This window comes from Arcicella sp. (genome assembly GCF_964672035.1).
Genome location: NZ_CBABQS010000025.1, coordinates 13,548 through 37,488, shown reverse-complemented (window position 1 = coordinate 37,488; position 23,941 = coordinate 13,548). Strand labels below are relative to the sequence as shown.

Annotated in this window: 24 protein-coding genes; 3 read left to right on the top strand and 21 right to left on the bottom strand. The window is 37.0% G+C overall.

Going from position 1 to position 23,941, the window contains the following annotated elements:
* Nucleotides 1–7: 7 nt before the first annotated feature.
* The 4 genes from typA to AC1W31_RS09340 form a co-directional block, all read right to left on the bottom strand.
* Nucleotides 8–1,822 carry a translational GTPase TypA gene (gene typA / locus AC1W31_RS09355; protein ID WP_481734168.1) on the bottom strand — a complete coding sequence of 605 codons (1,815 nt, stop codon included), beginning with the start codon at nt 1,820–1,822 and terminating at the stop codon, nt 8–10.
* A gap of 347 nt (nt 1,823–2,169) precedes the next feature.
* Nucleotides 2,170–4,002: a sensor histidine kinase gene (locus AC1W31_RS09350; RefSeq protein ID WP_481734167.1), complete on the bottom strand. Its 1,833-nt coding sequence runs from the start codon at nt 4,000–4,002 to the stop codon at nt 2,170–2,172.
* Between the two features lie 298 nt (nt 4,003–4,300).
* Nucleotides 4,301–6,313 (bottom strand): hypothetical protein, encoded by a 2,013-nt coding sequence (locus AC1W31_RS09345; RefSeq protein WP_481734166.1) that lies wholly within the window; start codon nt 6,311–6,313, stop codon nt 4,301–4,303.
* A gap of 69 nt (nt 6,314–6,382) precedes the next feature.
* Nucleotides 6,383–8,200, bottom strand: a complete 1,818-nt coding sequence (locus AC1W31_RS09340; protein WP_481734165.1) for a 3-keto-alpha-glucoside-1,2-lyase-like domain-containing protein — start codon at nt 8,198–8,200, stop codon at nt 6,383–6,385.
* A 149-nt stretch (nt 8,201–8,349) separates the two neighbouring features.
* Between AC1W31_RS09340 and AC1W31_RS09335 the strand changes: the two genes are divergently transcribed.
* Entirely contained in the window at nt 8,350–8,838 is a 489-nt protein-coding gene (locus AC1W31_RS09335; protein ID WP_481734164.1) for a gamma carbonic anhydrase family protein, read from the top strand.
* 62 nt (nt 8,839–8,900) lie between these two features.
* Here the strand turns inward: AC1W31_RS09335 and AC1W31_RS09330 are convergent, their stop codons facing one another.
* On the bottom strand, nt 8,901–9,854 hold the full coding sequence (locus tag AC1W31_RS09330) for a hypothetical protein (RefSeq protein WP_481734163.1): 954 nt from the start codon (nt 9,852–9,854) through the stop codon (nt 8,901–8,903).
* A gap of 290 nt (nt 9,855–10,144) precedes the next feature.
* Between AC1W31_RS09330 and nadB the strand changes: the two genes are divergently transcribed.
* On the top strand, nt 10,145–11,728 hold the full coding sequence (gene nadB, locus AC1W31_RS09325; protein WP_481734162.1) for an L-aspartate oxidase: 1,584 nt from the start codon (nt 10,145–10,147) through the stop codon (nt 11,726–11,728).
* A gap of 141 nt (nt 11,729–11,869) precedes the next feature.
* On the top strand, nt 11,870–12,670 hold the full coding sequence (locus AC1W31_RS09320; RefSeq protein ID WP_481734161.1) for a ceramidase domain-containing protein: 801 nt from the start codon (nt 11,870–11,872) through the stop codon (nt 12,668–12,670).
* Between the two features lie 67 nt (nt 12,671–12,737).
* On the opposite strand, the gene AC1W31_RS09315 is transcribed toward AC1W31_RS09320, so the two are convergent.
* The 16 genes from AC1W31_RS09315 to rplF all read right to left on the bottom strand — a co-directional run bounded on the left by AC1W31_RS09315 (nt 12,738) and on the right by rplF (nt 23,895).
* Entirely contained in the window at nt 12,738–13,298 is a 561-nt protein-coding gene (locus tag AC1W31_RS09315) for a hypothetical protein (protein ID WP_481734160.1), read from the bottom strand.
* Between the two features lie 127 nt (nt 13,299–13,425).
* On the bottom strand, nt 13,426–14,667 hold the full coding sequence (locus AC1W31_RS09310; protein WP_481734159.1) for a NupC/NupG family nucleoside CNT transporter: 1,242 nt from the start codon (nt 14,665–14,667) through the stop codon (nt 13,426–13,428).
* Nucleotides 14,668–15,007: 340 nt separating this feature from the next.
* On the bottom strand, nt 15,008–15,571 hold the full coding sequence (gene rplQ, locus AC1W31_RS09305; RefSeq protein ID WP_481734158.1) for a 50S ribosomal protein L17: 564 nt from the start codon (nt 15,569–15,571) through the stop codon (nt 15,008–15,010).
* 173 nt (nt 15,572–15,744) lie between these two features.
* The gene (locus AC1W31_RS09300) at nt 15,745–16,734 is read right to left on the bottom strand and encodes a DNA-directed RNA polymerase subunit alpha (protein WP_481734157.1); all 990 of its coding nucleotides are present in this window, start codon (nt 16,732–16,734) and stop codon (nt 15,745–15,747) included.
* Between the two features lie 308 nt (nt 16,735–17,042).
* Entirely contained in the window at nt 17,043–17,648 is a 606-nt protein-coding gene (gene rpsD / locus AC1W31_RS09295) for a 30S ribosomal protein S4 (RefSeq protein WP_481734156.1), read from the bottom strand.
* Nucleotides 17,649–17,774: 126 nt separating this feature from the next.
* The gene (rpsK, locus tag AC1W31_RS09290) at nt 17,775–18,170 is read right to left on the bottom strand and encodes a 30S ribosomal protein S11 (protein ID WP_481734155.1); all 396 of its coding nucleotides are present in this window, start codon (nt 18,168–18,170) and stop codon (nt 17,775–17,777) included.
* A 116-nt stretch (nt 18,171–18,286) separates the two neighbouring features.
* Nucleotides 18,287–18,664 (bottom strand): 30S ribosomal protein S13, encoded by a 378-nt coding sequence (gene rpsM, locus AC1W31_RS09285; protein ID WP_481734154.1) that lies wholly within the window; start codon nt 18,662–18,664, stop codon nt 18,287–18,289.
* Between the two features lie 59 nt (nt 18,665–18,723).
* A complete protein-coding gene (ykgO, locus tag AC1W31_RS09280) occupies nt 18,724–18,840 on the bottom strand; it encodes a type B 50S ribosomal protein L36 (protein WP_130895424.1) in 117 nt (38 codons plus the stop codon).
* A 15-nt stretch (nt 18,841–18,855) separates the two neighbouring features.
* Nucleotides 18,856–19,074: a translation initiation factor IF-1 gene (gene infA / locus AC1W31_RS09275; protein WP_095160735.1), complete on the bottom strand. Its 219-nt coding sequence runs from the start codon at nt 19,072–19,074 to the stop codon at nt 18,856–18,858.
* Between the two features lie 2 nt (nt 19,075–19,076).
* Nucleotides 19,077–19,883 carry a type I methionyl aminopeptidase gene (map, locus tag AC1W31_RS09270; RefSeq protein ID WP_481734153.1) on the bottom strand — a complete coding sequence of 269 codons (807 nt, stop codon included), beginning with the start codon at nt 19,881–19,883 and terminating at the stop codon, nt 19,077–19,079.
* A gap of 30 nt (nt 19,884–19,913) precedes the next feature.
* A complete protein-coding gene (gene secY, locus AC1W31_RS09265; RefSeq protein WP_481734152.1) occupies nt 19,914–21,236 on the bottom strand; it encodes a preprotein translocase subunit SecY in 1,323 nt (440 codons plus the stop codon).
* 175 nt (nt 21,237–21,411) lie between these two features.
* Nucleotides 21,412–21,858 carry a 50S ribosomal protein L15 gene (gene rplO / locus AC1W31_RS09260; protein WP_481734151.1) on the bottom strand — a complete coding sequence of 149 codons (447 nt, stop codon included), beginning with the start codon at nt 21,856–21,858 and terminating at the stop codon, nt 21,412–21,414.
* Between the two features lie 111 nt (nt 21,859–21,969).
* Complete coding sequence (rpmD, locus tag AC1W31_RS09255; protein WP_481734150.1) at nt 21,970–22,149, bottom strand: 50S ribosomal protein L30; 180 nt, start codon at nt 22,147–22,149, stop codon at nt 21,970–21,972.
* Nucleotides 22,150–22,239: 90 nt separating this feature from the next.
* Entirely contained in the window at nt 22,240–22,758 is a 519-nt protein-coding gene (rpsE, locus tag AC1W31_RS09250) for a 30S ribosomal protein S5 (protein ID WP_481734149.1), read from the bottom strand.
* Nucleotides 22,759–22,831: 73 nt separating this feature from the next.
* On the bottom strand, nt 22,832–23,179 hold the full coding sequence (gene rplR / locus AC1W31_RS09245) for a 50S ribosomal protein L18 (protein WP_481734148.1): 348 nt from the start codon (nt 23,177–23,179) through the stop codon (nt 22,832–22,834).
* 161 nt (nt 23,180–23,340) lie between these two features.
* Complete coding sequence (rplF, locus tag AC1W31_RS09240) at nt 23,341–23,895, bottom strand: 50S ribosomal protein L6 (RefSeq protein WP_481734147.1); 555 nt, start codon at nt 23,893–23,895, stop codon at nt 23,341–23,343.
* Nucleotides 23,896–23,941 lie beyond the last annotated feature (46 nt).

Here is a 23,941-nt window from a genome sequence, read left to right as displayed (position 1 = left end):
CAGAAAACTAAACCATCTCTATTTTATTTCCCATACGTTTACGTTCTCCTGCTTCCAAGAAAATTTTACGGATACGGATAGATTTTGGTGTAATTTCTAAATATTCATCCTTTTGGATATATTCCATTGATTCTTCCAAAGAGAAGTTCAATTTTGGCGCAATTTTCACGTTATTATCCGTACCAGAAGCACGCATATTCGTTAATTGTTTCGCAGTTTGAACGTTGACTTCGATGTCATTTTGACGATTGTGTTCTCCAATTACCATTCCAGTATAAACTTCCTGCGTTGGGTCGATGAAGAATACACCACGGTCTTGTAATTTATCAATTGAATATGGCGTTGCAGCACCTGAATTCATCGAGATTAATGAACCGTTGATACGTCCAGCAATTACGCCCTTGTATGGTTCATAAGCCTTGAAACGGTGAGCCATGATTGCTTCTCCGAAAGTAGCAGTCAATACTCTTGAACGCATACCAATCAAACCACGTGAAGGAATGTTGAATTCTAAATGTTGTAAATCACCTTTTGGCTCCATGATTAACAATTCACCTTTTCCTTGCGTAGCAATTTCAATTACTTTACCCGCTGATTCTTCTGGAACGTCAACTACTAAGATTTCAACTGGCTCTAAACGTTCGCCGTTCTCACCTTCTTTGAAAATTACTTGTGGCTGTCCAACTTGTAATTCATATCCTTCACGACGCATCGTTTCGATAAGAACCGACAAGTGAAGAATACCACGACCAAATACTAAGAATTTATCTTCAGAACTTGTTGTTTGAACTTTCAAGGCTAAGTTTTTCTCAGTTTCTTTGAACAAACGATCACGTAAGTGACGAGAGGTTACAAATTTACCTTCTTTACCGTAGAATGGCGAGTTATTGATGGTAAACAACATATTCATGGTTGGCTCATCAATCGAGATTCTTGGTAATGCTTCTGGTGTTTCGTAATCAGTAACTGTATCACCGATTTCAAAATCTTCGATACCCGTCATTGCACAAATTTCTCCTGAAGAAACTTCGCTTACTTTTATCCTTCCAAGACCTTCAAATACTTGAAGTTCTTTAATTTTCATTCTTTTTACCGAACCGTCTGCCTTCATTAAAGCTACTTGCATACCCTCTTTGAAAGTTCCACGATGCACACGACCGATAGCGATACGACCTACGAAAGATGAATAATCCAATGATGTAATTTGCATCTGTGGAATACCTTCGTTGGTTGCTGCTGGAGGAATACTGGCGATAATTACGTCTAATAATTCGGTAATATCTTCCGTTCTGCGTTTCCAGTCTGTACTCATCCATCCTTGTTTAGACGAACCATAAAGCGTTTGGAAATCCAATTGGTCTTCAGTTGCTCCTAAGTTGAACATTAAGTCAAAAACTTGCTCATGTACTTCGTCAGGACGACAGTTTTCTTTATCTACTTTATTGATAATTACGATTGGTTTCAATCCTAAATCAAGTGCTTTACCTAATACGAAACGAGTTTGTGGCATTGGACCTTCAAAAGCATCTACCAAAAGGCAAACACCATCAGCCAACTTCAATACACGCTCAACCTCACCCCCAAAGTCGGAGTGACCAGGTGTATCAATAATATTAATTTTTACGCCATTATAGCGAACAGATACGTTTTTTGAAACGATTGTGATACCACGTTCACGCTCCAAATCGTTGCTGTCGAGGATTAAATCTCCGAATTCTTGGTTATCACGAAATAACTTTGAAGCGTGGATGATTTTATCGACAAGGGTAGTTTTACCGTGGTCAACGTGGGCGATAATGGCAATGTTACGGATGCTTTCCATGAATTCAATTTGAAAATTTGATGATTTCTGATTCAGCAAAAAATGCTTTAAAATCTGTAAAATATTGTCTTTTTAATCAGACGTATCAAATTCAATTTGGTAGTTAACTTTAGATTGATTTGATATAATTTTAGATTCATAAAATCAGGGTGCAAAGGTACGGATATTTTCTTAGAAAAGTGCTATTTGAAGGAAAAAATAATGAAGAATTAATTTGGAAGTATTATTTGCCGTTTTAAAGGCTAAGTTGTTGTAAATCAACGGATAAAAGCCATTTTTATTATAAGATTATTCCTGTTTTTAATTAGACTATTTTTGGGAAAATGATAAAAATGCAATTTATTATTTCACCCCTCTACCGGAATTTTCAACTTAACGGTGGTACCTTCCATACTTTTTGAATGAATTTCAATTTCTCCGCCTAAACTATCGGTACGTTTGCGCATATTGCCCAAGCCATTGCCCGTTTTGATATTATTTTCATCAAATCCAATGCCGTTGTCGGTAATATTTAAGATGAGGATGTCGCCGTTTCGGTTTAAATCAATCGTTACCTCATTGGCATTCGAGTATTTTACGATATTATTGATGGCTTCTTTAAATATTAAATAGAAATTGTATTGCTTTGAAGGTGAGAATTTTATATTAGGAAGGTTGTCGGAATTGAAGTGATAAAATATGTCTTTCATCTCTAACATTTCGGAAGTAAATTCTTTCATTTTCACCAAAACATTATCAAAATCATCTTCAGTTTGTTTGGTCGTCCACACAATATCACTCAAAGAACGCTGAACTTTCTGAGAGCTTTCGCCAATTTTACGAACCATATCTTTAACCGAATCTGTGCTTTTACCCATCTGATTTTCAACGACTTGACTCAAAATTCCGATGCTGCTCAACGTTGATCCAATATCATCGTGTAAGTCTCTGGCGATGCGACTTCTCATTTGTTCATTGGCTTGTAATTGTCGAATTACCTCCGCTTGGTACTTGGTTCTTTCTTTTCTGTCGCTATTAATCCGGTACGCCAAAGCGAAGGAAAGTAGCACCACTTCCAAGGCAGAACCCACTTGTAAGGCATTTCTGGTAAAATTATCACTTGGTAAAATATTGGATAATTGCATAATAAAAATCATGGCACTCACTAAAAAAACCGACCATGCAATCAGGAAAAATAGTGCCGTTTGCGAACCTTGTAGCCACACATACGTAGCAATCATTAATACATAAATAACGATAAAAAACGCCACGAAATGCAATAAAGTAATGCTCAAAGCACCCACGCCTACCCAATGGCTTATTAAACAAAGTACGATTAGGCCGATGAGTGCTTTGGTGATTTTTTGAGAAGCAGAAAAATAGCGGTCAGCATCCAGAAAAGTATTGGCAAATAATAAACCGAATGATACGCCTGAGGAGATAAAAATAGGGGTTATTCGGTTAAACCATAGCGCATTATTCCAGACAAATTCGTGTCCAATGCCTTTATTATACGCAAAAAAACAGGCAAAAGAGAAAACGTAAATAACGTAATAAATATATTCTTTACTACGAACGGTGAAATAGATAAAGAAATTAAAAATAGCCATGACCAGCATAATTCCTAAATAAATACCTTGCATTAAATCCTTTGGATGGTTGTCTTCAAAATATACTTTTAGCGGAGCGACTCGCACAGGAAAAAGCAGGGGTAAAGAATTTTGAAAACGAATATAATAAGTACAGGTTTGTTCTGAATTGAGATTAAGGTCGAATAAATAGAAATTAGTATGAAAATCTCGCTCGGAAACAGGTACATAAACCCCTGATTTTTTGTGCGTTATGTTATTGTTTGCATCAATTCTATAAATATCAATTGAGTCAATGACGGGTTCGGAGATTTCGAGATACAGTTTTTGGGAAGATTTATTTTGCAAGATAAATCTCGCCCAAATGACCGAAGCCGTTACGCCAAAATTAGGGTTTGGTTGAATACTTTGCGTAAAACGGGCGTCGATATCCGAACGTTTATGTACTTCTTCAAAATTTAAAGAGGCAGTTTTGTCTTCAAAAACCTCAATTTCACGTCCGATAACTTCGGCTTCATTGGGATTTTGAATAACAACTTTTCGTTGAGCAAAACCATCAGTTATTGTCAAGATTAGCATTAAAATCATTAAGCCATTTTGTAACTTTTTCATAAATCAAGTTTGCGTTTATATTCAAACCTACAAATAATCACGGATTTATCAAACAAAAAAGGTTCAAGCCGATGAGCTTGAACCTTTTTTGTTTGTTAGTGTGGATGCTTCTATGCGTACAAACGAAGGACGCTTATACGAGATAGATTTATTCACCTAACGACAACATCATTTGACAGTTTTTAAGGAAGTCCTCAGAAAAGTTTTGAATCAGTCTTTTACAAAAAAACTATTATTTTTACAAACACAGAAGCGCCTGTAAAACTTTCCTCTTATAAGCACTTCTAAAATTCAACTCTTACTTCCCTCCCAAAGAATTAATCCAAGCCGCAATCTTTTTTACATCTCCTTTTGGCACGTTAGTCATAGGTGCCATGGGTGTCAATTCTGGCCAGTTTTCTGGTTTTGGTTCGTAAATCAAGGCTTCAATTTGTTCGTTGGTATAATGGCGTTTGGCTACTTCTTTATACGAAGGCCCAACGGCACGTTCGCCTATTTTATGACAAGCCAAACACGTATATTTTGTCAATAATTTTGTTGCCTCCGCATCCGTCATTATTGCTAATTTCATTACTTTTGGCGTTACAGAAGTAGTTTTAGTATTCGATTTTCCTTTCGTTGCCGCCGCTACGCCCGCCGTAGTTGGCATGGCTTCTTTCATCTGATTATCGGGTGTATTTGCTTTTGCTCCCGCATCCACACGCTCACGTTCTGCCCGAGTTTTGGGCGTTACCAAAGCAATATTTGCCTTTTCGCCTTTCGGAATATTGTTTAAAGTATAGTATGCCGAAGCGTGTAATACTGGTAAATTATTCTTCGCTGAACGCACACTTTCGGGCTTAATTTCATGCACGTATCCTTCCCGTAAATCATCCACGACCAGTCTAACTTTCAGACCATTTTCAGATACTTTTGCGCCTCTCACGGCATTATCTTTACGGTTCACGATGGGACTTCCATAAACGGGGTGGTATTTATAAACGTAGCTCGAAACATCATAATTATTTACATTTTCAGCCGTTTTCTTATTGACAGGAGAGGTGAATTCAATCTCAAAACCATCTGGCATTGCTCTTACGGCTTTCATTTCAAAGGGCGTTTTACCCGTAAAAACCAAACGTTCTAAGCCAAAATCTTCCTTTCCAACCGAACCCCAACCACGGTTTGTGCCGCCTACATACATAGCGTTATCGCTTCCCCAAGCCATCCGCAATACTCCCGAACGAAAACCACTTCTGAAATCAAAAGAAGCTCCTTGATACTTTCCGGCCACTTTTTCCAAAAATACCCTCGCAATTTTAGACATTCCTTGGTCACCCACGAATAATTGTCCTTCGAAAGGCCCGAAGTTTCCTTTGGTATCTTCCGTAATAATTTCCGAAGTCGAAACGCCCAAAACACCGTGCGGCAACCAAACCGCTGGAGCTTTGATACCCATGTTTGGATAAGTCGATTTACCCATTTCATAAATCGTAGTCATGGGTTCGTTTTTGACATATTCGGGTTTTACATTTGGATTATCACGAGGGTCAACTTTGGCAGTAATCATTTCCTTACGCATTTTCACGGGCGATTCTGGACGGTCTGCCCAAGCCAACGAAGCGGGATGCCCCATAAAATCGCCTTTTTCAACGTGCGAAATAAAGCCAGAACCCATCCAATCGCCTTGATTATCTCCGTAAAAAAACTCACCATCAACCATGCCAATGCCACAAGGTGAACGCATTCCTGCGGCAAAAGGAGTCATTCTTCCATCTTCGGAAATCTTCATCGTCCAACCTCTCCAAGGCACAAAAGATTTTCCTGCCCACCAATCAGAATTTCCAAAACCCACATTTCCCGTAACATAAAAAGAGCCATCAGGACCGATTTTAGGTCCAAAAGAATATTCGTGATAATGCCCTGAGATGGGAATTTCATAAACCGTTTCATAACGTTCGGCTTTACCATCGCCATTTTTGTCTATTAGTTTGGTCAATTCGCCCCTTTGAGCCACATAAATTACCCCGTCTTTAACGGCAAGCCCCAAGATTTCGTGCAATCCAGAAGCTAATTTTTTATAGACTGGTGTTCCCCCGTTGATATTTTCAACGATATAAACATCTCCTCGACGAGTGGAAATTGCCATATCGCCATTGGGCATTTTTGCCATTCCTCCGACTTCCAACACAATGCCTTCGGGAATGGGGAGTTTTACGATTTTGTAATAATCGTTTTCAGTAGGTTCAGTTCCCTGGGCAAAAATGCTTCCTGTGGTCAAGCACGCTAATGTGAGGAGCGTGCAGGTATGTATGAATGATTTTATTTTCATGTTTTTAATAAATGAATAATGTTACGTGAAATTCCCTTTGAAACGGGTTAAAACCCGTTGTACAAAAGATTACCAAAGAACCGAATACTCAACTTTATCCTTTACAGACATTAAAAGTATCGTATTTTCTCCTGACTTTTCGATGGTTGCTACCGTTCCTGCTGGCACTTTGATGTAATAACTTTTTCCATCTATTTGATATGTATCATCCGTCAATTTGCTAATGCTTGAACCAACTGCCAAACGGCACATCATTGGTTTTGTGGCATTTGCATTTTTTACACTTAAAGTACGAGTCAGGTATTTTCCATCGGTAATTCTGATTTGGTCTTCCACGTCCGAACCATAAATTTTATAACGAAAAGTTGGGAGATTATCCTCATTCAAATCGTAGCCTAAACCACGATAATTTGAACTTTCGATGGGTGCTTCGGTAAATGTTCCTTTTGAATCATTTGAAACAAAAATTTGTGCATCCGTTAAGGCTAAAATTGCTCCCCGTGGACGAGAAGAACCGTCTCCCCGATTGTCCCACATTGGGGAAGTATCCAAGAAATCTCCTTTCCAAATTTGGGCAATTGCTCCATTTGAAAGGTCGTAAGTATAATGCAGTTTATCCTGATTACCCACGTTCACTGCGTGTGTAATGCGTTTTTGTCTTTTGCCATCTTTCACAATATCCGAAAACGAGCGTATGATTGTAGACTCTTTGGCATCCAAGAAAATGGGATCATTTGGAGCGGTTGCCAACATTGACCCCAATGAATGATAACCAACACCTCTAAAATTAGGGCCTTGTACATTCATTCCTAAAATTGGAGACATCCAACCATCGGTTTTATAGACGGTTATCTCCAAAGGCACATCGCCAGCGGGTAAATCTATTGTAGCAGTTCTTTTGTCATTTGAAGAAGTCCAAGCATCGGACAAAAGTTCTTTTCCATTGACTGAAACGTAATATTTTCCCCCAATTTGAAACGTGAAACGATGCTGTCCTGCGACTGGAATTTTGAGCGTTCCATTAAAGATTTGGGCAAAATCGTTTTCTTGTTTACTCACATCCCAAGTCAATTTATCAATTGAGCCTGTGGCATCGGGTTTCTTGTTCAAAAAGTCTTTGGGTTCTTTAAAACTACCATAAAAAACTTTGTAAGAAACGTTCGATAATTCTGCTGGCTTTCCACTCAAATTTGAAATGGCAAAATTTCTAAAAGCCACCGGACCATGATCACCTTGAATCATGAAAGGTCCCATCGCCGCTTCATTATTATCAATTGGACCACCCGTTGGCCCTGTCAATTCCACATTTTCTTGAATCAAATAGCCATTCAACGTAATTGATAACATTTTTGCATTCTGGGTTTTCTTACCCGACGCATCAAATTTTGGTGCTTGAAATGAAATATCAATATGCTGCCAAAGTCCTGGCGCAAGGCAGGCGTTGAGACGTGGAGCGTGCCCTTCCCAAAGAATTTCTTTCCCGTTTTCATAACGACGACGTTTATAAATACCGCCACAGTCGCCAGTCGATGGGTTTTTCACTCCCCAACTATCAAGGAGTTGAACTTCGTAGCGTCCCATCAGATAAAAACCCGAATTTGAATGATTTGCCATCATAAAATCGAAGGAAACATCCACATCGCCGTATTCTGCCACAGATTGTAAGTTTGCATTATTTTTCTCAACGGGCAAATTCACGAGAATCCCTTTACCAGCCGATGAAGTCATTACTCCGTGTTGATTAATATCGGCCGTTACATCTCCTGCAATTTGCCAATTAGTCTTTTCAGATGGTTTCCAGAAAGCCATATTATCCAAAGGAATTTTTTGTTGGGCTTTTAAAAGTAGAGGACTTATAAAAGTTAACCATAAAATCAAATGTTTCATTTTCAGCAATTTATAAATTAGTAAATTTTACGAATAACAAAAATACGCAATACTAAAACATTAATTATGTGGTTTTGCACCTCTATTTCTTCAAATGTTAATACTTTTACACAAAATGAAACGAATTGAATAAGTTGATAAAGTTGATTATGAAAAATAAACCATTTATTGCGCCTAATGCTTCTGTGATGGGAAATGTCACGTTTGGAAAAAATGTTTCCGTGTGGTATGGCGCTGTGATTCGGGCGGATGTAGAAGCCATTTTCATTGGTGATAATTCCAATATTCAAGATACTGCCGTTCTCCACGCTGACCCTGGCGACCCAACGATTATTGGCAATGACGTGACGGTTGGACACGGAGCAATTGTTCACGGAGCAACCGTGGGTGATGGTTCGCTTATCGGTATGCGAGCAACGGTGCTGAACAAAGCAAAAATTGGGAAAAACTGTATCATTGGAGCGTGTGCTTTAGTGACGGAAGGAATGATAATTCCTGATAATTCTTTGGCAGTTGGCATACCCGCAAAAGTGATTAGACAACTTTCAGAAACACAGGCTCAAATGCTGAAATTAGGCGCTTTGCATTACGTGGAAATGGCAGAGAAACATGAGGAAGGGGAATTCCCGTTGATGTAAGTAACATAAAAAACGCCCAATAATCTCAAAATTATTGGGCGTTTTCTCAAAAACTAAAATCTTTATTTTATATCAAAACTACCTTCTCCAATCTTAAATCCTTCTGAATATAATTCTATTTTATAATGTCCTTCACGATACTGAATTGCCGTTCCACGACCATAAATAATTTCAACGCCTTGTCCGTTATTTTGAAACTGAATGTCTTTTTTTACCGTATAGGTTGATTCCTTTCCGAACAAATCAAAATTGCCTGAACCCACTGCCGAATCATACAACATCGCTCCATCTGGATCAAGTACACGCATGAAAATAGTTTTTGTGTCTTGTTTAGCAATTGGATTTGGTTGTAACTGAAAAATTACCTTAATTTTATCCACTTTTGAAGCACGATAAACACCACCATCACGCTCTTTATTTTTATCCGAAAGGGCAATCGCTTGTACAAATTGTGCCTGTAAAGCGGATGCACGAGTCACTTTAGCCGTTAATTCACGGTTGCGACGATAGGCGTTATCAACCGAATCTGCTAACCCTTGCTTATCCGTTTTCAAACCCATGTTCTCACTTGTAAGCGTACTATTTTGCGTAAATAAGTCTTTATTTTTGGCAACTAAAGTTGTATTTTCACGTTTCAATTGAACCAATTCAGCATCTTTTGCTGCTAATAAAGTAACGAAATCAGCAATCTTCACATCGTATTGTTGTTTAGAGAAAGCATTCACTTTCTTCAATTGAACTTTATCCGCTTCCAACTGTTTTTTAGCTGCTTCTAATGATTCAACATCACCTCCCAAAACTTTGATTTGTGCAATCTTAGCATCCAATTGCGACCCGACAGAATCTAAACGAACCCTTGCAGAAGCTAATTCTTCTACTTTTTGATTTATCACCTGTTCTTGGTTTTTATTCATGCTTTTGGCATCATTTAATAAATATCCAAGTATCCCAGCTAATACTGCCAAGATTGCGACTCCTGCTTTCCAGATGCCATTACGTTGCGTTGATTCTTCCATAAAATTTTACTGAGTTTTGGTTAAATATGTGCGTTAAAATTACAATTTTTATTTTTTGAGTATCGAATTTAGTAATTATCAATGGATTAGAGAAATTTTAGCCATAAAATTGTGTTTCTTAAACCGTAAAGGCATTAGCTTTGTTGGTAAATTATTAGTTACTGGCTATCAGTTATTAGCTATCCGTTTAGCTTTAATTGTAAGTTTAAATGGGTATTTAAAAACTCAGATTTATCGAAATTTACGACAACCAATAACTAATTACCAATAACTGATAACAAATAAACAATATGCCCCAATACGACTTTTTAGTGATTGGCTCTGGAATCGCAGGGCTATCCTATACCGCCAAAATTGCAACTTATTTTAAAGAACAAGGCAAAGACATTAAAATTGCGATTATCACCAAAACCATTGCCGAAGAAAGCAACACAAAATACGCTCAAGGAGGCATTGCAACGGTATGGAAAGATGATGATTCTTTTGAAAAACACATTGATGATACCATGGTAGCGGGTGATTTTTTATCCGACCGTCAGGCCGTAGAAATTGTAGTCAGAGAAGCTCCAGAACGGTTAAAAGAATTAATTTCTTACGGAACAAAATTCGATAAAAAAGCTGATGGAACGTATGATTTAGTCAAAGAAGGCGGTCATTCCGACCAGCGAATTTTACATCACAAAGACTCCACCGGCAACGAAATTGAAAGAGCATTATTAGAAACCGTAAAAGCCTTTAAATCAGTGGATTTCTTTACGCATTATTTTGCGGTTGACTTAATTACCCAACATCATTTAGGCGAAAAAATCACGAAAGATACACCCAACAAAAAGTGTTTTGGAGCGTACGTTTTCAATACTTTGACGGGAAAAACAGATACATTTTTAGCAAAAACTACCCTTTTGGCAACGGGAGGTATTGGACAGGTTTATCAAAGTACTACTAATCCAACGATTGCTACGGGCGATGGAATTGCTATGGCGTATCGAGCAAAGGCGTTGGTAGAAGGCATGGAATTTATCCAGTTTCATCCAACCTCTTTGTATCAACCTGGCAAAAAACCTTCATTCCTCATTTCTGAGGCAGTTCGTGGACACGGTGGCATTTTGAAAAATTTTGACGAAACTACTTTCATGGAACGTTATGATGAACGCCTTTCGCTGGCTCCTCGTGATATTGTTGCTCGTGCGATTGACTCTGAAATGAAAATCAATGGGGTTGATCATGTTTATTTGGACACTCGCCATCTCGAACCCGAAGATTTCAAGCATCACTTCCCGATGATTTATAACTATTGTAAGGATAATCTCGGTTTAGATATCACCGGCAAAGACATGATACCCGTTGTTCCTGCTCAACATTACCTTTGCGGAGGAGTGAAAGTGAATGAATTTTCGCAGACAAATATCAGCTTTTTGTACGCTGCTGGCGAGTGTTCGGCAACGGGTTTACACGGCGCTAATCGATTGGCTTCCAATTCATTACTTGAAGCAATCGTGTATGCTCATCGTGCATTTTTAGCCTCTATCGAAACCTTTGAAGACAATGTTTTACCCACCAATATTCCTGATTGGAATGATGATGGTACGACGCATCCCGAAGAATTAGTGTTAGTAACAGAAATGGCCCGTGAATTAGAGTCAATTATGAGTAATTATGTGGGAATCGTACGGACGGACAGACGCTTAAAACGTGCTTACGACCGTCTGGAATTGATTTATATTGAACACGAAGAATTATATAAACAGTCAAAAATTTCCGTACAAATTTGTGAATTACGCAATATGATTAATGTAGCGTATTTAGTTATTAAAGACGCCAGAGCACGACATGAAAATCGTGGGTTGCACTATAATTTGGATAATATAAAGTAACGTTGGAATTGGAACGCAGATTTTCGTAGATTTTTTTAACAATATAATTAATATTTATCGTTAAAAGTAATTCAGAAATACCCACAAAGAAAATACTTTTAAATCTGTGTTGCCGAAGGCATCTGCGTTCCATAAAATATCATGCAAAAAATCTTAATCCGCTCAACGCTCATTACCGCCTTCATGCTACTAATTTGGATTGGCTTAAACCAAATCCTCAACGGAAGCATTTGGGAAGGTATGACCCTAAGCAAATCCGCCTTAACGGGTGAATATTGTGAGTTTAATAATCCAGAAAAGCTCTTTCATCAATCCATGAATACTTATTCAAATTTGGTGTATTTCTTTTTAGGCGTATTGATTTGTCAGATTGCTTGGGATGATTCAAAGAATAGAAGTTTCCAAAATCGTTTGGCAAATTTTCCATTATTATCGGCTTTAATGGGCATTTGTTTTATCTATTTGAGCTTTGGAAGTGCCTTTTTTCATGCTTCTCTCACTTGGGCGGGGCAGCGGGTAGATATGAATGGAACGTATAGCATTACTCTTACTTTGGTGAGTATTGGCCTATATCATGTTTTTCATAAAATCAATTTATCAGAACAAGCCAAGAAAATTTGGATTGCCATCATGGTCGTCATCATTCTGGCATTTTATCAAATCCATTTGCTGATTTCAAGTAGTATTCTTGTGCCAATTTTAATCCTGTTGATGTTAATTATAATCGGTATTAATTACTTCCAATTTCCTCAAAAACGACACCTTATTTTAGGGATTTTAAGTTTAGTATTAATTACCATTGCTATCAAAATCAGAACAATTGATGTGCAAAAAATAAATTGCGACCCTCATTCACTCTATCAAGGGCATTCTGTCTGGCATTTATTGGCAGGATTGAGCAGTTTTTGTAATTACGCTTTTTTTCGGTTTTGGAAAAAATAGACTTAAAAAAGGCTCAAAATTACGACAAATTTTGAGCCTTTTTTAAGTTCCTTTCCTTTCATTAACGTTACTCCATCATCTTTCTATCCGTAATTTTCAACTGTAGGTTCTTCGTAAAATTGATTACACTCTGCTTCATCTCAGCAGATTGTAGCACTTCCGTTTGACTCTGATTATATTTTAAATTAGCCAGAAACGTTACAGGAAATAAAGTAAAATTGTATTCCTGAAAAACAGGTACTTCAATCGTTTTTTTCACTGTCTTTTTAATAATCTTTTCCTTAATTGTTTCAAAAGTAATTTTCTTAGTTGTGATATTAATCTGCGGTAATTTCACTTCACGCTGACCCGTTAAAGTGGTACTTACCACATCAATATTATCAATTTCATTTATATTAAATGAAATTTTCTCCACAATCTTTTCCCCTACGGTCTGAATATGCCAAATATGGTTTGAAGTAATTCCCAAATAAACGGCTCTTTTATTCCCAAAAACCTTTGAAAATGAATCACTTATGGATTGAAAAGAAGATAGTTCGGGATATTGTACCGAAACGATAGCATTAATGCCTTCAATTTCTCGTGTAATATGGGTAAAAGAGGATAAAATACTCAGTTGATTTGCCATTTTAATTTGTTTATAGAATCGTGGTTATGATTCTTGAGTATATATGGAATTTATCAAAAAAATGCCAACCATGTAGGCTGGCATTGAATTGCAAAATTAACGATGAATTTTGTGAAATAGTATCTTCTTAAAATAATATTCCCGCCAAAGTTGCCGACATGTAACTCGCCAAAGTTCCTGCAATTAAAGCACGAACCGCCACTTTGGTTAAATCAGCACGGCGACTTGGTTCGAGGGCTGAAATACCCCCAATTTGAATCCCTAACGAGCCAAAATTGGCAAATCCGCAAAGAGCAAAACTTACAATGGCAATTGTTTTAGGTGTCAATGTACCTGCTTTAATCATCGGTGCCAATTTCAAATAAGCCACAAATTCATTTGCCGCCAATTTCGTTCCCATCAATGAACCAGCCTGCACAATCTCTGCTTTCGGAACACCCATACACCAAGCAAAACCTGCAAATAAGTAGCCCAAAAGTATATCTAAGCTAAAATCTGAGTAATTGAACATCCCTCCTACTTTACTGAAAATAAAATTCACCAAAGCAATTAAAGCCAAGAAACCAATCAACATCGCCAACACATTCAAGCCCACTTTCAAGCCGTCCGAACAACCCGCTGAAATAGCATCAATCAAGTTAGAATATTCTTTTTTAACCTTCAACGTAACCGTTCCTTTCGTTTCTGATTCCTCCGTTTCAGGATAAATTATTTTTGAAATTGCCAAAGCACCCGGAGCCGCCATGATGCTGGCAGCAATCAAATAAGAAGCAGGTACGCCAAATTGAATATATGTTGCCATGACACCACCCGCAATACAAGCATAGCTTCCTGACATTGAAGCCGTTAATTCAGACAAGGTCATGCCTTTCAAATAAGGCTTAATCATAATTTGAGCTTCTACTTGTCCCACAAAAGCACTTGAAATATTGGAAAGAGCCTCCGAACCACTAACCCCCATTAAAGCTTTCATACCTTTTGCCAAATACTTGATAATGATTTGAATAACCCCCAAATGGTAAAATATATTCACCAAAACTGCTACGAAAATAATGGTAGGAATGATATTAAAGAAGAAAATGAATCCTCCCCCGCCAAAGGCTTTAGTCACCAATGGCACATCTGCCAAAGGACCAAAAACAAATTTTGCCCCCTCCGTACTGAAGTTGATTACCCGAGTAACCCAACTTCCCAAAGTAGAAAAAACTACCGCTCCAACTGATGTTTTTAAGATAAAAAGTGCTAAACCAGCCTGCAAAGCCAATCCCATCCCAACGGTGCGGTAATTAATAGCTTTACGATTATTCGACATTAAATAGGCGATGCCCAAAATCAATACTATTCCAATGAGACCTGTGAAACGTTCCATATTTTATTTGTTGTGGTTGGTAAGAGATTTTCTCTTACCTGCTAATAATTATTTATTGAGGAAGAAATGATGCAAATTCATTCAAAAGACACGGATTAGACTTGATAGTCCATATTTAAATTTATCCATTTTATTTGCATACTGGTTTGTTGATGTAAAGACTTTGATCAACACATTATTCATTGATTTTTAAGGTTTAACAAAAATAATCAAAATTTGCAGTATTTCACACTTCAAAATTAACCGCTTAATTATTTACATAGCTTTCTAAAAAAAGTTACTAAAAAAGAGGGCTTCAACCTAAGTCGAAGCCCTCTATCAAAACACTTTTTATCGCTAATTACTCTGCAGATTTTTCTTCTTCCGAAGATTCCTCAATAGCAGGAGCAGCAGGAGTTTCATCTTCTACAATTTCAGCTGAAGGCTCTTCCGCAACCGCAACTGAAGTAGCATCAACTTCACCAGTTTCTTCTTGTTTAGTAGCACCACCTCTACGACTACGACGAGTTTTTGCAACTACTTCGGTAGCAGCCGACAGCATCGTTTCGTTGAAATCAACTAACTCCATCATACACATCTCAGCATTATCACCAAGACGATTGTTCAATTTAATAATTCTTGTATAACCCCCTGGGCGATTCGCTACTTTCTCTGCCACAATACCAAAAAGCTCTTTGATGGCCTCTTTACTTTGTAAATAAGAGAATACAACACGACGGTTGTTAGTATCATCAGTCTTTGCTTTTGTAATCAAAGGCTCAGCATACTTTCTCAATTCTTTCGCTTTCGCTACAGTTGTTTCAATTCTTTTATGAAGAATCAATGAAGTTGCCATGTTCGACAACATTGCCGCTCTGTGCGGAGCAGTTCTACCTAAATGGTTGTTTTTTTTACCGTGTCTCATTGTGTTTGTGTAAGTTTAAAATGACTAATAGAGTTTCCAACGAAAAACCACCCATCATTGCGGTTAAGTTGATTCACATCAACTCACCTATTACTACGTTTAGTTAAAATAAAAAATTGGAAGTATGGACAGACCTAAATCTGCATTCCATACTTCCAATTCTCAAATCAATATCAATCTTCGTCCAAACGGTAACGAACAACGTCCATTCCGAAGTGAAGACCTTTATCTTCAATTAATTGCTCTAATTCAGTCAATGATTTTTTACCGAAGTTACGGAATTTCATCATATCAGAAATTTCTAATCTTGCTAAATCGCCTAATGTTTTCACATCCGCTGATTTCAAACAGTTGTAAGCACGTACTGACAAATCTAAATCTGCCAATGGCGTTTTCAGTAACTTTCTCATGTGCAACATTTCCTCATCCACTACATTGTCTTCCTCAGCCTTCATTGACTCGAAAGTCATTGTTTGGTCAGAGAACAACATAAAGTGTTGGATTAAAATGTAGGCAGCACCTTTCAACGCATCTTCTGGATGAATTGAACCATCAGTTTCAATATCTACTACCAGTTTTTCATAATCCGTTTTTTGCTCAACACGAGTGTTTTCAATGCTAAATTTTACGTTTTTAATGGGCGTATAAATAGCATCAATCGGAATGTGTCCAAATGGAGGTTCAGTATTTCTTGTTTCGTCAGAAGGTACATAGCCACGACCTTTTTCTACGATGATTTCTATTTCAAACTCTTTTGATTCGTCAAGCGTACAGATTACTAATTCTGGATTCAAGATGTCAAAATAATTTGTAAATTTAGAAATATCACCTGCTTTCAAAGTCGATTGACCTTTAACTCTGACGTTAATCTTGTTTTCAAGGATTTCCTGATTTTTCTTAAAACGAACTTTTTTCAAGTTCAAGATAATCTCAGTCATGTCCTCAATCACGCCTTCAATGGCTGAAAACTCGTGCAACACTCCCCCAACCTTTACGCTTGTGATAGCGTAGCCTTCCAAAGAAGACAATAAGATTCTACGAAGTGCATTACCGATTGTAACGCCATAGCCTTTTTCGAGTGGCTTAAACTCAAATAACCCGTGAAAGTCGTCGGCTTTTTCCATGACAACTTTGTCGGGCATTTGGAATGCTAATATTGACATATTTCGTAGCGTAATTTACCTTGGAATGTGTAAGAATAGAGTAACTGATTCGCAATTTACGAATAAACTCTGTGATTCTATGAATATTTGATAAAAATATTTTGCTTAAAACTTGACAATTATAAACTTATCGTTTATATTACAAGTTTGCAAAACTTTTAGTTCCCGTTCTTATTGATTAAATGACTATACAAAACATAGTCTTCTAATCATTAGAACAAGTTTGACAGTATCAGAAATACTGTCAAATCTATTCATAGTTTCTTTATTGCAAACAAAACACAAAAAGCGTTTTGCCATAAATACGATTACTTCGAGTAAAGTTCAACGATTGCCTGCTCATTAAAATTCTCAGGAATATCTGAACGTTCTGGATAAGAAATAAATTTACCAGTCATTGTTGAGGCATCCCATTCTAACCAGTTAAAACGTTTTCCAGCTTTTCCAGTCAATGAATTTGTAACAACTTCTAATGACTTTGATTTTTCACGAACGCTAATTAATTGACCAGCTCTTAATGAATACGAAGGAATATTTACAATCTCTCCATCAACCATAATATGCTTATGAATTGTTAATTGACGTGCTGCACGACGTGTTGGAGCAATTCCTAAACGATAAACCGTGTTATCTAAACGTGCTTCACAAAGTTTCAATAGATTTTCACCTTTGATACCTTCTTTAACTGCCGCTTTATGGAATAAATTTTCGAATTGCTTTTCAAGAATCCCGTAAGTGTATTTCACTTTTTGTTTTTCTTTCAATTGTAAAGCATATTCTGAAACTTTACCACGTTTTCCTTTTCCGTGCTGACCTGGACCATAGTTTTTGCGAGCTAACGCTTTACTTGGGCCTAAGATTGGCTCGCCAAAACGACGAGCAATTTTTGATTTTGGACCTGTATATCTTGCCATTATTTGATAAAAATGAGTCATTAGCCTTCTTGTAGCTAATGAAGTAATTATGAAACATAAAGAAACGAAGGGCAATAATTACTAATTACCCCTCGCTATATTTTTAATTTTCAGATAAATCTGAAATTACACTCTACGACGTTTTGGTGGACGACATCCATTGTGAGGGATTGGGGTAATGTCTTTGATTGACAATACTTCAATACCTGCATTGGAAACTGTTCTAATAGCAGATTCACGACCAGAACCAGGACCTTTCACAAAAACCTCTGCTTTTTTCATGCCTGCTTCAACTGCCACTGCGGCACAATTTGAAGCTGCCATTTGAGCAGCGTAAGGAGTATTCTTCTTTGAACCTTTAAAGCCCATTTTACCAGCAGATGCCCAAGAAATAACTTGTCCTTGATTGTTGGTAATAGAAATAATAATGTTGTTGAAGGAAGCTTTGATGTGTACTTGACCAATTTGCTCAACTACTACAACTCTTTTCTTTGCTTTGTCTTTTCTTTTAGCCTGTGCCATTTGTTTGTTAGTTTTTCTATTCCAGTTTTGAGTACGTCCGTTCTATCGAACAACCTTCTCATCTTAGAACTTTAGCGAATTATAATCTCTCAGGATTATTAATCTCAGCTTAATTTTTACTTAGTTGCTTTTTTCTTGTTGGCAATTGTCTTACGTTTACCCTTGCGAGTACGAGAGTTATTCTTCGTTCTCTGACCACGTAATGGAAGACCTTTACGATGACGCAATCCACGATAACAACCAATGTCCATTAAACGTTTGATATTTAACTGAACTTCAGAACGAAGTTGACCTTCTGTTTTGAATTCTCCAGCAATTATCGCACGAATGGCACTTGCTTCATCATCGTTCCATTCGCCAGCTTTTTTGTCGAAAGAAATTTCAGCTTGTTTTAAAATTTTCTGAGCAGTGCTGCGACCTATACCGTAGATATAAGTCAAAGCAATTTCGCCTCTTTTTTTGTCGGGAATATCAACCCCTGCAATACGAGCCATACTTTTTTAGCTTTTTAGATTATTAAATAAGATAGTTTCACAACTTTCCTACTATATTATCATCCTTGTCTCTGTTTGAACTTTGGATTTTTCTTGTTAATAACATAAAGTTTTCCGTGACGACGAATTACCTTACAGTCAGCACTACGCTTCTTTATAGACGCTTTTACTTTCATTGTCGTAATTTATTTTTACTTGTAACGATAGACTATTCTTGCTTTACTCAAATCATAAGGAGACATTTCTAATTTTACCTTATCTCCAGGCAAAATTTTGATATAATTCATCCTCATCTTCCCGGAAATATGGGCAATCACTTGATGGGTATTCTCCAACTCCACTCTAAACATAGCATTTGAGAGCGCTTCGATGATTATTCCATCTACTTCTATGGATGATTGTTTTGCCATAATTAAATATTAACGATGTACTCTGATTTACTAATTGCTTCTTCTATAAACTTGAAAGTCGTTAAAATATCCGCCTTTCCTTTCTTTATTGCAACGGTATGTTCGTAATGTGCTGAAGGTTTTCTATCTTGTGTTCTAATGGTCCAGTTATCATTTTCTTGATGAATCGCTCGTTTACCTTGATTGACCATTGGTTCAATCGCAATAACCATGTTCTCCTTGAGCTTTGCTCCATCTCCTCGTTTACCATAGTTTGCTACTTCTGGTTTTTCGTGAAGTGATTTCCCAACGCCATGACCCACTAATTCTCTAACAATCGTAAAACCTAATTTCTCACAATAAGTCTGAATCGCAAATCCAATATCTCCCACTCGTTTCCCAAATACTGCTTGTTCAATGGCAAGATAAAGTGATTCTTTTGTGGTTCTCATTAACCTCAAAGTCTCCTCATTAACGTTTCCAATTCCATAAGTATAAGCACTATCTGCGTGAAAACCGTCTTTAAATACGCCACAATCAATCGAAATTATTTCACCATCTTTTAGTTGATAATTACTTGGAATTCCATGAACTACAACATCATTTATTGAAATACAAAGTGATGCCGGGAATTTATTACCACTTACATTATAATTCAAAAATGAAGGATGTCCTTTATGATCTTTTATATATTCGTAAGCAACTTTATCCAATTCTTTGGTGGTTACTCCTGGCTTTATAATCTTGGTAACTTCAGCATGGGTTTGTCCCAAGATAATTCCGTTTGCTCTAATTATTTCTAACTCTGCATTTGTTTTTAAAAAAATCATTTTATGAAGAGTTCTTTCAACTCTCTTGATTTATACGGTAGCTTGTGCTCTACCTTGTACTCTACCTGATTGCATCAATCCTTCGTATTTACGCATTAACAGGTAGCTTTCAATTTGTTGTAGTGTATCTAATACAACTCCTACTAAAATCAATAAAGATGTTCCTCCGAAAAATGAAGCAAAACCTCTTGTCACTCCGAATAGACCGGCAACTGCTGGAAGTATCGCAATGATAGCTAACATAATTGCACCTGGAAGTGTGATTCTATCCAAAATATCAGCAATAAAAGTTGAAGTAGCTTCTCCTGGTTTTACTCCTGGAACAAACCCACCACCACGTTTCATATCATCTGAAATTTGTGTTGGGTTAATTGAAATCGCTGTATAGAAGAAAGTAAATACAATAATCAAAAAAGCAAACAACAGATTATATCCCCATGAACTTGGGTCACCAAAATTTTGAACTACTGATTGTGCAAACTCGCTTCTTTCCGCAAATTGACCTGCCACTAAGCCTGGAACAAACATCAGTGCCTGAGCAAAAATGATTGGCATAACACCTGCTGCATTCAATTTTAATGGAATATACTGACGTTCACCACCTACTGCAGCTGATGCCCTGTTACCTACTACTTGTTTAGCATATTGAACTGGAATTCTACGAACGGCTTGAGTTACCATTACAGCACCCATTACTACGAAGAAAAGTGCTACCATCTCAATTAAAAACAATAATGCTCCTGACATTCCACGAGATTGAGCTTCACCAATAATAGCACTTGGAAAACGTGACACAATACCAATCATAATCAGCATTGAAATACCGTTACCAATTCCTTTATCTGTAATTTTCTCTCCCAACCACATACAAAACATTGTCCCAGCGATCAAAATAATTACTGAAAAGATACGGAACGACCATGCACTTACCATAATGGCTTCGGCAGGGATAGTTGTTTGTAAGTAAGCGGTTGCTTGTGCAGCAGTTACTAAAATAGTAAGTACTCGAGTAATCTGATTTAACTTTTTACGACCTGATTCACCATCTTTTTGCATTTTCTGAAAATAAGGCAATGCAATCGTTAATAACTGAATAGCAATCGAAGCAGAAATATAGGGCATAATACCCAAGGCAAAAATTGAAGCGTTATTGAATGCTCCTCCAGAGAACATATTCAATAAACCCAATAGACCTCCGTCGCCTTTTTCAGCTAACTTGTTGGCGTCTACTCCTGGTAATACAATGTATGACCCTAAGCGGAAAAAGGTAATAAACAACAGGGTATTAAGGATTCTACCTCTTAATTCCTCTATTGAGAAAATGTTTTTGATAGTGCTAATAAACTTGTTCATGCTATCTGTTTAAATAATCGTTAAGGAATAAAAATCTAATTTGTCCAACTTTTTCTTTAAATACAAATCTGTTGCCAGTTTTCATCCGATTACTTAAATATTTCTGTTGTCTATCCTGATTAATTTAAAAATTTCCAGAAATAGACCTTCATTCTATTGCTGGAAATGAATATTTTTACCCTACAATTGCTTTTCCACCTGCTGCCTCAATTGCTGCTTTCGCAGAAGCAGAAAAACCTTTCACCGTGATTTCTAAGGCTGATTTAATTTCTCCACGTGAGAGGATTTTAACCAAATCATTTTTAGAAACTAAACCATGAGTGTACAAGAAATCGTGATTAATAACGGTTGCACCAGTAGATTCAGCTATTGCTTGCAATGTATCAAGATTAAGTGCCTTGTATTCTACTCGGTTAATATTTTTGAAACCGAATTTAGGAACACGACGTTGAAGAGGCATTTGACCACCTTCAAAACCAGCTTTACGTGAATAACCTGAACGTGACTGAGCACCATTGTTACCACGAGCCGAAGTTCCGCCCAATCCTGAGCCTTCACCACGACCAACTCTTTTTCTGACCTTTGTAGAGCCTTGTGCAGGCTTTAATGAAGAAAGATTCATTGTAATATTTGTTATAGGATTTGCTAAACGCTATTCCACCATGAAATAACTCGCTTACTTTCAATTTCGTTTAGAAATTCTAACAACCTCTAATAAAGGTTGGAAAGCAATTTAGATTTTTTCGACTACAAGCAGGTGTTTCACTGCACGAATCATTCCTTCCATTGCAGGATTTAATTCCTTCTCAACGCTTTTGTTCAATTTACCTAAACCCAATGCTTGGATTGTACGTTTCTGAACTTCTGGACGTTTGATTGTACTCTTAACTTGTGTAATTTTTACCTTTGACATGGCTTATTTGAATTCTGAATTATGAGTTACGAATTCATATCGGTATTTAATACCTCATAACTCATAATTCATAACTAATAATTAGAAAAACTATCCGTTGAAAACTTTTGCTAATGAAATTCCTCTTTGGAAAGCAACTGTATGTGGATTTCTCATTTTGATGAGCGCATCAACGGTTGCTTTAACCACATTGTGAGGGTTTGAAGAACCTTTTGATTTAGCCAATACATCATGAACACCAGCAGATTCTAATACAGCACGCATTGCACCACCTGCAATTACTCCAGTTCCAGGAGCAGCAGGTCTTAACAATACAAAACCACCTGAGAATTTACCAATTTGTTCGTGAGGCACACTTCCTTTCAAAAGTGCTACTTCAAATACGTTTTTCTTTGCGTCTTCGATACCTTTTGCGATTGCATCCGTTACTTCGTTTGCTTTACCCAAACCGAATCCTACAACGCCTTTGCCATCACCTACTACTACGATAGCGGAGAAACTGAATCTACGTCCACCTTTCACAACTTTTGCTACACGGTTAATAGATACAACTTTTTCTTTTAATTCGCCTTCGTTAACCTTAATTGGTTTTGATATTAATTTCGACATTTTTTCTGAATTTGAAAATGTTTGAATTTGAAATATGTATTTGAATGAACAAATATCATATCAAATTAACTCATTAGAATTTAAGCCCTCCTTCTCTTGCACCTTCCGCAACTGCTTTCACACGTCCGTGATACAAGTATCCGTTACGGTCAAAAACAACTGTTGAAACTCCTGCTGCTAAGGCTTTCTCAGCAATTTTTGCTCCTACTTGTTTCGCACTGTCAACGTTTCCGTTGGCCAATCCTAATTCTTGTGAAGAAGCTGCTGCTAATGTATGTCCTTTTACGTCATCAATTACTTGTGCATAAATACCTGTGTTTGAACGAAATACAGATAATCTTGGCTTATCGGCTGTACCAGAGATTTTTGCTCTGATTGACAGCTTGATACGTAACCTTCTTGAATCTTTTTGCGTACCCATTGTAATGTTTATAAGTTTTGTGGATTACCGACCCACGAATTCAGTGAACAATGGATAATTAATAATGGACAATAAGCAATTGATAATTATAAAATAGTAAAATACTTGCCTACTTTTAATTACTAATTGATAATTGTTAATTGTTAATTATCAATTGAAATTTATTTCTTACCACCAGTTTTACCAGCTTTTCTACGGATTTGCTCACCCACAAAACGAATACCTTTTCCTTTGTATGGTTCTACTTTACGTAGAGAACGAATCTTTGCAGCCACTTGACCAACTAATTCTTTATCAATTCCTTCCAAAGTAACCTTTGGATTTTGTCCTTTATCCATTGAAGTGATAACTTTCAATTCGCTTGGAATTTGAACGAAAACACCGTGTGAATATCCTAAAGCTAATTCAAGAATATTTCCTTGATTTGTTGCTTTATAACCAACACCCACAATTTCCATCTCAGCTTTGAATCCTTCACTCACACCAATAACCATGTTATTAATTAATGAACGATACAAACCGTGTAATGCTTTGTGACGTTTTTGTTCAGTTGGACGTTTTACTGTTAATTCAGCACCTTCGAGCTCAACTGTAATATCTGGATCAATTGTACGTTCAAGTGAACCTTTAGGTCCTTTTACTGATACATGATTTTGATTAATCGTTACAGCCACACCTGCGGGAAGCGTAATGATTTTTTTGCCAATTCTTGACATAACTTTGTGTTTGTGCTTAAATGGAAGCCCACTATAAAACGGCTTC

Coding starts and splice junctions, on each gene's coding strand:
- AC1W31_RS09330 (WP_481734163.1), bottom strand. CDS start 9,854: ATGGAAGAATCAACGCAACGTAATGGCATCTGGAAAGCAGGAGTCGCA.
- typA (WP_481734168.1), bottom strand. CDS start 1,822: ATGGAAAGCATCCGTAACATTGCCATTATCGCCCACGTTGACCACGGT.
- AC1W31_RS09320 (WP_481734161.1), top strand. CDS start 11,870: ATGCAAAAAATCTTAATCCGCTCAACGCTCATTACCGCCTTCATGCTA.
- map (WP_481734153.1), bottom strand. CDS start 19,883: ATGATTTTTTTAAAAACAAATGCAGAGTTAGAAATAATTAGAGCAAAC.
- rplF (WP_481734147.1), bottom strand. CDS start 23,895: ATGTCAAGAATTGGCAAAAAAATCATTACGCTTCCCGCAGGTGTGGCT.
- AC1W31_RS09340 (WP_481734165.1), bottom strand. CDS start 8,200: ATGAAACATTTGATTTTATGGTTAACTTTTATAAGTCCTCTACTTTTA.
- AC1W31_RS09310 (WP_481734159.1), bottom strand. CDS start 14,667: ATGGAACGTTTCACAGGTCTCATTGGAATAGTATTGATTTTGGGCATC.
- ykgO (WP_130895424.1), bottom strand. CDS start 18,840: ATGAAAGTAAAAGCGTCTATAAAGAAGCGTAGTGCTGACTGTAAGGTA.
- rpmD (WP_481734150.1), bottom strand. CDS start 22,149: ATGTCAAAGGTAAAAATTACACAAGTTAAGAGTACAATCAAACGTCCA.
- infA (WP_095160735.1), bottom strand. CDS start 19,074: ATGGCAAAACAATCATCCATAGAAGTAGATGGAATAATCATCGAAGCG.
- rplQ (WP_481734158.1), bottom strand. CDS start 15,571: ATGAGACACGGTAAAAAAAACAACCATTTAGGTAGAACTGCTCCGCAC.
- secY (WP_481734152.1), bottom strand. CDS start 21,236: ATGAACAAGTTTATTAGCACTATCAAAAACATTTTCTCAATAGAGGAA.
- rpsM (WP_481734154.1), bottom strand. CDS start 18,664: ATGGCTCGTATTGCAGGGGTTGATATTCCCGACAAAAAAAGAGGCGAA.
- AC1W31_RS09315 (WP_481734160.1), bottom strand. CDS start 13,298: ATGGCAAATCAACTGAGTATTTTATCCTCTTTTACCCATATTACACGA.
- rpsK (WP_481734155.1), bottom strand. CDS start 18,170: ATGGCACAGGCTAAAAGAAAAGACAAAGCAAAGAAAAGAGTTGTAGTA.
- nadB (WP_481734162.1), top strand. CDS start 10,145: ATGCCCCAATACGACTTTTTAGTGATTGGCTCTGGAATCGCAGGGCTA.
- rplR (WP_481734148.1), bottom strand. CDS start 23,179: ATGGGTACGCAAAAAGATTCAAGAAGGTTACGTATCAAGCTGTCAATC.
- AC1W31_RS09335 (WP_481734164.1), top strand. CDS start 8,350: ATGAAAAATAAACCATTTATTGCGCCTAATGCTTCTGTGATGGGAAAT.
- AC1W31_RS09350 (WP_481734167.1), bottom strand. CDS start 4,002: ATGAAAAAGTTACAAAATGGCTTAATGATTTTAATGCTAATCTTGACA.
- AC1W31_RS09300 (WP_481734157.1), bottom strand. CDS start 16,734: ATGTCAATATTAGCATTCCAAATGCCCGACAAAGTTGTCATGGAAAAA.
- AC1W31_RS09345 (WP_481734166.1), bottom strand. CDS start 6,313: ATGAAAATAAAATCATTCATACATACCTGCACGCTCCTCACATTAGCG.
- rpsD (WP_481734156.1), bottom strand. CDS start 17,648: ATGGCAAGATATACAGGTCCAAAATCAAAAATTGCTCGTCGTTTTGGC.
- rplO (WP_481734151.1), bottom strand. CDS start 21,858: ATGAATCTTTCTTCATTAAAGCCTGCACAAGGCTCTACAAAGGTCAGA.
- rpsE (WP_481734149.1), bottom strand. CDS start 22,758: ATGTCGAAATTAATATCAAAACCAATTAAGGTTAACGAAGGCGAATTA.